The organism is Azospirillum isscasi, from assembly GCF_030849505.1.
GTDB lineage: Bacteria > Pseudomonadota > Alphaproteobacteria > Azospirillales > Azospirillaceae > Azospirillum > Azospirillum isscasi.
Map to the genome: position 1 here is coordinate 1 of NZ_JAUJFI010000216.1, position 7,654 is coordinate 7,654.

The 7,654-nt window shown below is 67.9% G+C and carries 8 protein-coding genes and 1 pseudogene; 7 read left to right on the top strand and 2 right to left on the bottom strand.

Going from position 1 to position 7,654, the window contains the following annotated elements; genetic code table 11:
- Positions 1-160: 160 nt before the first annotated feature.
- Positions 161-946: a flagellar basal-body rod protein FlgG gene (gene flgG / locus QSG27_RS26265; RefSeq protein WP_306711414.1), complete on the bottom strand. Its 786-nt coding sequence runs from the start codon at positions 944-946 to the stop codon at positions 161-163.
- A 26-nt stretch (positions 947-972) separates the two neighbouring features.
- Positions 973-1,695: a flagellar basal-body rod protein FlgF gene (gene flgF / locus QSG27_RS26270; protein ID WP_306711416.1), complete on the bottom strand. Its 723-nt coding sequence runs from the start codon at positions 1,693-1,695 to the stop codon at positions 973-975.
- Positions 1,696-2,191: 496 nt separating this feature from the next.
- Between flgF and QSG27_RS26275 the strand changes: the two genes are divergently transcribed.
- The 7 genes and pseudogenes from QSG27_RS26275 to QSG27_RS26310 all read left to right on the top strand — a co-directional run.
- Complete coding sequence (locus QSG27_RS26275) at positions 2,192-2,713, top strand: flagellar basal body-associated FliL family protein (protein WP_306711418.1); 522 nt, start codon at positions 2,192-2,194, stop codon at positions 2,711-2,713.
- 18 nt (positions 2,714-2,731) lie between these two features.
- A complete protein-coding gene (fliM, locus tag QSG27_RS26280; RefSeq protein ID WP_306711420.1) occupies positions 2,732-3,814 on the top strand; it encodes a flagellar motor switch protein FliM in 1,083 nt (360 codons plus the stop codon).
- A complete protein-coding gene (locus QSG27_RS26285; protein WP_306711421.1) occupies positions 3,811-4,509 on the top strand; it encodes a DUF6468 domain-containing protein in 699 nt (232 codons plus the stop codon). Before fliM ends, QSG27_RS26285 begins: the two co-directional genes overlap by 4 nt.
- The gene (locus QSG27_RS26290; RefSeq protein WP_306711423.1) at positions 4,506-5,474 is read left to right on the top strand and encodes a MotE family protein; all 969 of its coding nucleotides are present in this window, start codon (positions 4,506-4,508) and stop codon (positions 5,472-5,474) included. Before QSG27_RS26285 ends, QSG27_RS26290 begins: the two co-directional genes overlap by 4 nt.
- A gap of 35 nt (positions 5,475-5,509) precedes the next feature.
- Positions 5,510-6,013, top strand: coding sequence for a con-10 family general stress protein (locus tag QSG27_RS29310; RefSeq protein WP_407653273.1), 504 nt, complete (start codon positions 5,510-5,512; stop codon positions 6,011-6,013).
- Positions 6,014-6,396: 383 nt separating this feature from the next.
- A complete protein-coding gene (locus tag QSG27_RS26305) occupies positions 6,397-7,104 on the top strand; it encodes a protein phosphatase CheZ (RefSeq protein WP_306711425.1) in 708 nt (235 codons plus the stop codon).
- A gap of 4 nt (positions 7,105-7,108) precedes the next feature.
- A pseudogene (locus QSG27_RS26310) lies at positions 7,109-7,654 on the top strand (hypothetical protein); the annotation flags it as partial.

The following is a 7,654-nucleotide window of genomic DNA, read 5'->3' on the forward strand; positions in this document are numbered from 1 at the left end:
CGCGCCGTTCGCCGCGTCCGCCGGCGGCTGTGCCAGGGCCGGGCCGGCGAGGACGGCGGCGGCGAGAAGGGCGGTGCCGAGGAGGCGGAGGGCGGGGCGGGGCATGGCGGGGATTCCTTGCGAAGACGGGCTTTACGGCGGCTCTGGGGCGGCGCCTGGATCAGCGGAGCTGCGAAGCCTGCTGCATCATCTCGTCGGTGGTCTTGATGACCTTGGAATTCATCTCGTAGGCGCGCTGGGCGGAGATCAGGGTGGTGATCTCCTGCACGATGTTGACGTTGGAGGTCTCCAGCGCGCCCTGCACCACGCGGCCGAAGCCGGGGGCGCCCGGGTTGCCGCCGACCGCCTCGCCCGACGCCTGGGTCTGCAGGAACAGGTTGTCGCCGATGGCTTCCAGGCCTGCCGCGTTGGCGAAGGTGGAGAGCTGGATCTGGCCGACGTTCTGCTGCGCCACTTGGCCGTCCAGCTTCACCAGCACCTCGCCCGAGGCGTTGATGGCGACGTCCACGGCTTCCGCCGGGATGGTGATGGCCGGCTGCACCGGATAGCCGTCGGCGGTGACGATGATGCCCTCCGGCGACAGCTTGAAGTTGCCGGCGCGGGTGTAGGCGGTGTCGCCGCTGGGCAGCTGCACCTGGAAATAGCCGGAGCCGTTGATGGCCACGTCCAGCTTGTTGTCGGTGACGTTCAGGTTGCCCTGCTCCAGCACGCGGGCGACCGCGGCGACGCGCACGCCCGCACCCACCTGCACGCCGGTCGGCACGATGGTGCCGGCGTCCGACGAGGTGGAGCCGATGCGGCGGAAATTCTGGTACAGCAGGTCCTGGAACTCGGCCCGCTGCTTCTTGAAGCCGGTCGTGGTCGAGTTGGCGATGTTGTTCGAGATGGTCTCGACGTTCAACTGCTGGGCGATCATGCCGGTGGCGCCGATGGCGAGGCTGCGCATGGTTCCTTACTCCTTTACGCGTTCGATCAGGCCGTGCGGCCCAGCTTCTGGATGGCGCTGCGGATGCGCTCGTGCTCGTTTTCGATCATCTTCTGGTTCGACTGGTACTGGCGTTGGATTTCGATCAGCGTCGTCATCTCCACCACCGGCTTCACGTTCGAATTCTCTAGCATTCCCTGTGCCACTTTCGTGTCGGCGGGGGCCGGCTGCGGCTCCTCGTCGCTGACGTACAGGCCGGCGCCGACCTCGGTCATGAGCTGCTCGTTCCGGAAGGTGACGATGTTCAGACGGCCCACCGGACCCAGCTCGGTCGAGACGGTGCCGTCGCCGGACACCATGACGTCCTTCGAGCCGTTCGGAACGACGAGGGGCTGGCCGTTGTCGCCCAGGACCGGCAGGCCGCCGCCGTCCACGATCTGGCGCTGGTCGTTCATGCGGAAATTGCCGGAGCGGGTGTAGCGGGGGCCGTTCGCCGTATCGACGGTGAAGTAGCCGTGGCCGGTCAGCGCCAGATCCATCGGGTTGCCGGTCTGCGTCATTCCGCCGATGGAGAGGTCGCGCACCACGGCGCGGTCCTGCACGAAGCTGACCTGCTCGTGCATGCCCGGACGCTCCAGGAACTCCGTGAACAGCATGCGCTGCTGCTTGAAGCCCGTGGTGTTCATGTTCGCGATGTTGTTCGAGATCACGTCCAACTGGCGGCGCAGGGTCAACTGGCGCGACAGGGACACGTAGATCGGGTTTTCCATCGGCGGCCTCTTTTCCATTCGGGCCGGGGGAGCGTTCCGGCCGGCGTTCAAGGCAATGCACGGCGCGTGCCAACGCCGGAAGGGCCTGCAAAGGCAGGAACGGCGCCGCGCGCCACCGCCGGGGAAGCGCCTGCCGGGCAAGAACTGCCGGTGGGACGGAAAGGGCTGCCGCCCGCCGCCGGGCAAAAGCGTCCCGTTCCCGCGGCGCAGGAAGGCGCGCGGGGCACGGCTGTCCCATCCGCCCAAGCGGGCGGACGGACGGGCGGAGCGGGGGCGGGTGAGCGGGAAAAAGGGGGATTGCGGGCGCGGTTCGGGCGTGGCCTCCTCGGCGGACAGGGTTCTCCGGCGGAGTCCCAATCAAGAACCGTGCCGCTGCCTTTGGTTGCCCTTCTGTCACAGGGCCGCGCGGTTCCCGAAAGACTTTGTTAACTATCCGAAAGATAGGGTTGCTGGGCTGGTAAGGCCACGCTCCGCCACCGCTCGCGCTTAGGATTCCATGACCGCGCACGCTGAAGACGACGTTCCGACCGATGGCCTGCCGCGCAAGAAATTCAGCGGCAAGAAGCTGGTCCTGTTCGTCATCCTCCCGCTGGTGTTGCTGATCGGCGCCGGGGCGGGCGTGTATTTCAGCGGCCTGCTGGATTCGCTGCTCGGCAAGAAGGAGGAGCATGCGGAGGTGCCGGCGGAACCGCCGCAGCCCGACCCGCACGCCGCACCGGTCTTCTACGACCTGCCGGACATGCTGGTGAACCTGAACAGCAGCGGCAAGCGCCCGGCCTTTCTGAAGATCAAGATCTCGATCCAGCTTTCGAAGGGCGAGGACGTACCGGCGATCGAACATGTGCTGCCGCGCATCATCGACAATTTCCAGGTCTATCTGCGCGAACTGCGGCTGGAGGATCTGAAGGGGTCGGCGGGCATGTACCGCCTGCGCCAGGAACTGCTGATGCGGATCACCGCGTCGGCCCACCCGGTGAAGGTGAAGGACGTGCTGTTCAAGGAAATGCTGGTCCAGTAGGGGCGGCGGGAGCGGGCCATGAGCAACACCGAGGAACTGAGCGAAGAGGAACGCCTTGCCGCCGAATGGGCCGCCCTTGCCGAAGACGGCGGCGACATGGGCGACATGGCGGACATGGGCGGCGGTGGCTCGACGCGCGTCCTGAACCAGGACGAGATCGACAGCCTGCTGGGTTTCGACCAGGGCGGGGCCGGGGACGGCGACAACACGGGCATCCTGGCGCTGGTCAACAGCGCGCTGGTCAACTACGAACGCCTGCCCATGCTGGAGGTGGTCTTCGACCGCCTCGTCCGCACGATGTCCACGTCCTTGCGCAACTTCACCTCCGACAACGTCGAGGTCAGCCTCGACCAGATCTCGTCGGTGCGTTTCGGCGATTACCTGAACTCCATCCCGCTGCCGGCCATGCTCTCCGTCTTCAAGGCGGAAGAGTGGGACAACTACGGGCTGATGGTGGTGGACTCGGCGCTGATCTACTCCATCGTGGACGTGCTGCTGGGCGGGCGGCGCGGCACGGCGGCGATGCGCATCGAAGGGCGCCCCTACACGACCATCGAGCGCAACCTCGTGGAGCGCATGGTCCATGTGGTGCTGTCCGACCTGTCCGCCGCCTTCGACCCGCTGTCGCCCGTCACCTTCCGCTTCGACCGGCTGGAGACCAACCCGCGCTTCGCCACCATCGCGCGCCCGGCCAACGCGGCGGTGCTGGTCAAGCTGCGAATCGACATGGAGGACCGCGGCGGGCGCCTGGAACTGATGATCCCCTACGCCACGCTGGAGCCGGTGCGCGAGCTTCTGCTCCAGATGTTCATGGGTGAGAAGTTCGGCCGCGACTCGATCTGGGAAACCCACCTCGCCTCGGAACTGCTGGTCACCGACGTGGACATCTCCGCGGTGCTGGACGAGGTGACGATGACGCTGCACGACGTGCTGAACTGGCGCGTCGGCACGCGCATTCTTCTGAACGCCACGCCGGACGGCGCCATCGAGCTGCGTTGCGGCGACGTATCGATGTTCCAGGGCCGCATGGGCCGCAAGGGCGGGCACATCGCCATGCGAATCGAGCGGGAACTGCCGAAGCAGGAGGTCATGCGGCTATGAGCCCGACCCTCACGCTCGTTCTCGATCTGGTGATGGTGGGGCTGCTGGCCGCGACCATCGCCTACGCGATCATCCTCAACAAGCAGATCGTCAAGCTGCGGGAAAGCCGCGGCGAGATGGCCGAACTGGTCCGCGGCCTGAACGAGGCCATGTCCCGCGCCGAAACCGGCGTGCGCGGCCTGAAGAAGACGGCCTACGACACCGGCGACGATCTCCAGCGCACGGTCGCCAAGGCGCAGACCCTGCGCGACGAGCTGGAATTCATGATCGAGGCCGCCGACGCCATGGCGAACCGGCTGGGCAACGTCGGCGGGGAGCGCCCGAAACAGGGCCCCGCCGCCCGCCCGGCGGCGCGCCCCGGCCTGTCCGCCCGTCCGCCCGTCGCGGCGCGCCCGGCCATGGCGCCACGCCCGATCGTCGAGGACGATCATGGCCACGACGATCATGACCATGATCACGACCACGACGATCACGATCATGGTCCCGACGACCACGACGATCACGACGACCTGCCGCCGCTGCGCTCCGCCGCCTTCCGGAACGAACCGCTGCGCGCCGACCCGCTGCGGGCCGATTCTTTGGCGCGCCGTCCGGCGCCGGCACCCGATCCCATCGTGCGCGAGGGCGAGAGCCTGTCGCGCGCCGAACGTGAACTTCTGCAAGCCATCGAAAACGCCGGCAAGGGGGTCGGATGAGCGACGCCACCACCACCGCGAAAGGCGCCTCCACCGCAACCGGCGGGGAGCCCAAGGTCGTGATCCGCCCGGCGGGGGCCACCCCGACCGGCGTCCGCACCAGCCAGAGCGTGGCCGGCCAGCCACCGGCCCAAGGCGCTGCCCAAGCCGGCGCCCAAGCCGGCGCCCAGACCGCCGCCAAAGCGAAGCCGAAGGCCAAGCTGAAGGCCAAGGCGAAGCGCAAGCCCGCGGTTCCGCGCCGCCCGTTGTCGGAGCGGATGCGCGAGAAGCTGAAGGCGTGGCGGTTCCGCATCCTGCCGCTGACCATCTTCGTCGCCGTGCTGATGCTGGGGGTGCGCGTCGGCGACCTGTGGCGGATCACCACGCGCGACGCCCGCCTGCCGGAATTCCCGGCGACCCTGGCGCAGGGGCAGAGCGCCGTCCCGGCCCCGCCCATGCAGCTTGCCGCCAACGGCGCCAAGCCCTCGCCCGAACCGGCGCCGGCCCAGGGTGGTTCCAGCAACGGCGCGCCGCCCAACCCGACCCCGCCGGACAACGCGGCCCTCGGCCCGGTGAAGAACGAGGAGCTGCTTCAGCATTTCGCCGACCGCCGCGCCGAGATCGAGCGCCGCACCAAGGAACTGGAGCAGCGCGAAGCCCTGCTGACCGCCGCCGAGAAGCGCATCGACCAGAAGGTTCAGGAGATGGACAAGGTCCGCTCCGACATCCAGAAGCTGATGCGCCAGGGCGACGAGAAGCAGGCCGCGCAGCTCGAAAGCCTCGTGAAGATCTACGAGACGATGAAGCCGAAGGAGGCCGCCCGCATCTTCGAGGAGCTGGACATGTCCGTCCTGCTGGGGGTGGTGGAGCGGATGAAGGAAACCAAGACGGCGCCGATCCTGGCGGCCATGGACCCGCTGAAGGCCAAGGAACTGACTTCGGCGCTGGTGGAGCGGCGCGGCGTGCCGGCGGCACCGAAGAACTGAGTACGCCTTTTGATCGCCGTCGGGGGGCGAAGGGTATGACCGTGCTGATGGTCATACCCAACTTCCGCCGCGCACCTGCTGAATATACGTATACGTACTGTCGAGACGGTATAAGGCCCGCAACGGTCGGTTTCGGTTCATGTTGGCTCCGGCGTGTTCGGGCAGCGCAAGCTAGCCCGGCGGCAAAAAGGAGGGACAAGATGAACGACCAGAACCAGGGCCGTAGCTCGGGCGGTCAGCATTCCGGCGGCAACTTCAAGAACGATCCGGAACGTGCGGCGGAAGCCGGCCACAAGGGCGGCCAGGTGTCCGGCGGCAACTTCAAGAACGATCCCGAGCGCGCCTCGGAGGCTGGCCACAAGGGTGGCCAAGCGTCCGGCGGCAACTTCAAGAACGATCCGGAACGCGCCTCGGAGGCCGGCCACAAGGGCGGCCAGGCATCCGGCGGCAACTTCAAGAACGATCCGGAACGCGCTTCGGAAGCCGGCCGCAAGGGCGGCGAGCACAGCCATGGCGGCGGGCGCGGCAGCGGGAGCTGACCGCTCGGACGCTGCCGTCGTGCAACGGTGAAGAAGGGCCGCTTCACAGCGGCCCTTTGTCCGTTCTGCGGTCCCAGTCATGAAACAAATTGCCTCATCATATTGCAAAAAACGACAGTGGTGGAGATCGGCGAACGTTCCTGCTTTCCTTCCGCATGTGCCGTCCATTGCCGTCTTCGCGTTGCGACGTTTCAGCCGCTTAACGGCGTGTTAACCGAGCGAAATTAGGGTTGGAAAGGCTGACGAGGCTCCGAGTCGGCGGCGGCCGTGCGAGGGCGTGACGCGGGATCATCCCGGCGTCGGGCGCCTGCGTCCGGACCGGCCGGCGCACCCGACCGCACGCAGGCCGGACAAGACCACGGAACGCTCACATCGGAACGCACATGGCCCCGCCCGTTTCCTCCTCGCTCGCCGAACAGAAACTCCTGCGTCAGCAGCTCGACGCCGCCCATGCCGAGGCAGCCCAGCCGCTGACCCGGGACGAGGTGACGGACATCGTCCGTTCCATCCTCGCCACCATGGACGGCGACATCTCCGCCACCGACCTGCGCCTCTACAAGGAGGTGGTGGACCTTGCCCGCTTCATCGAAAGCGCCAAACAGGAGCTTGCGGCGCTCCAGCCCGCGGAGATCCGCGACCAGCACATTCCCAACGCCACGGACGAGCTGGACGCCGTGGTGGGCGCCACGGAACAGGCCACCTTCGCCATCTTCGACGCCTGCGACGTCATCACCGGCATTTCCGGCCAGATCGATCCGGAGAACTCGGCGAAGCTGACGGAGCAGGTGACCAAGATCTTCGAGGCCTGCAACTTCCAGGACATCACCGGCCAGCGCATCTCCAAGGTCGTGCGCACGCTGAAGCACATCGAATCGAAGGTGGACATGATCGTCGCGGCCTTCGGCGACGAGGTGCGGCAGAACCACACGCGACCCGCCGCCGCCGCCGCGGTCCAGGCCGATCCGGCGCCGAACTTCGCCACCGACCGTGCGGCGGACGATCCGGAGGCCGGGCTGCTGCACGGGCCGCAGATGACCAGCGCCGCCATGGACCAGGACGAGATCGACCGCCTGCTGGCGAGCTTCGATTAGTCCCATGGCTGCGCCCGGCCACAGGAAGCCGGACCTGTCGGGCAGCCGGCCGAACCCGAACAACGGAAGCATCGTGCTTCTGCTGTCGCTGTTCCTGCTGTTGCTCGTCTTCTTCATCGTGCTGAACGCCCAGTCCGTGCAGACCGCCCAGCGGGTGCGCACGGTCCTGGTGTCGCTGGAGCGCAGCTTCCCCGCCTTCGTCATCGACCCCCGCCTGCGCGAGCAGGCCGACCCGCTGGCCTCGCGCGCTGGCACCGTGTTCGCCGTGCAGCGGCTGGAAGGGCTGGGCAACCTGTTCGCCACCGCCGTCGCCGTGGCCAAGGTGGAGCGCGTGGCCCCGGGCCGCCTGCTGGAGGTGCGCATCCCCGCCGACGAGCTGTTCCAGGCCGGCACGGCGGAGTTGCGCCCGGACCGCATGGGGCTGATCGACCGGGTGGCCGACGCGCTGCTGCAGAACCGGCCCGGCGAGCGGATCGAACTGGACGCGCTGCTGTCCATCGGCCCGGCGGGTGGGCCCAGCCAGCCGCCCGGCCCGGTGGTGCGGGCCGGC

Bases quoted from the DNA above. Each gene is read 5' to 3' on its own strand.
- fliM (WP_306711420.1), top strand. From the start codon at position 2,732: ATGAGCAACACCGAGGAACTGAGCGAAGAGGAACGCCTTGCCGCCGAA.
- flgF (WP_306711416.1), bottom strand. From the start codon at position 1,695: ATGGAAAACCCGATCTACGTGTCCCTGTCGCGCCAGTTGACCCTGCGC.
- QSG27_RS26275 (WP_306711418.1), top strand. From the start codon at position 2,192: ATGACCGCGCACGCTGAAGACGACGTTCCGACCGATGGCCTGCCGCGC.
- flgG (WP_306711414.1), bottom strand. From the start codon at position 946: ATGCGCAGCCTCGCCATCGGCGCCACCGGCATGATCGCCCAGCAGTTG.
- QSG27_RS26290 (WP_306711423.1), top strand. From the start codon at position 4,506: ATGAGCGACGCCACCACCACCGCGAAAGGCGCCTCCACCGCAACCGGC.
- QSG27_RS29310 (WP_407653273.1), top strand. From the start codon at position 5,510: ATGACCGTGCTGATGGTCATACCCAACTTCCGCCGCGCACCTGCTGAA.
- QSG27_RS26305 (WP_306711425.1), top strand. From the start codon at position 6,397: ATGGCCCCGCCCGTTTCCTCCTCGCTCGCCGAACAGAAACTCCTGCGT.
- QSG27_RS26285 (WP_306711421.1), top strand. From the start codon at position 3,811: ATGAGCCCGACCCTCACGCTCGTTCTCGATCTGGTGATGGTGGGGCTG.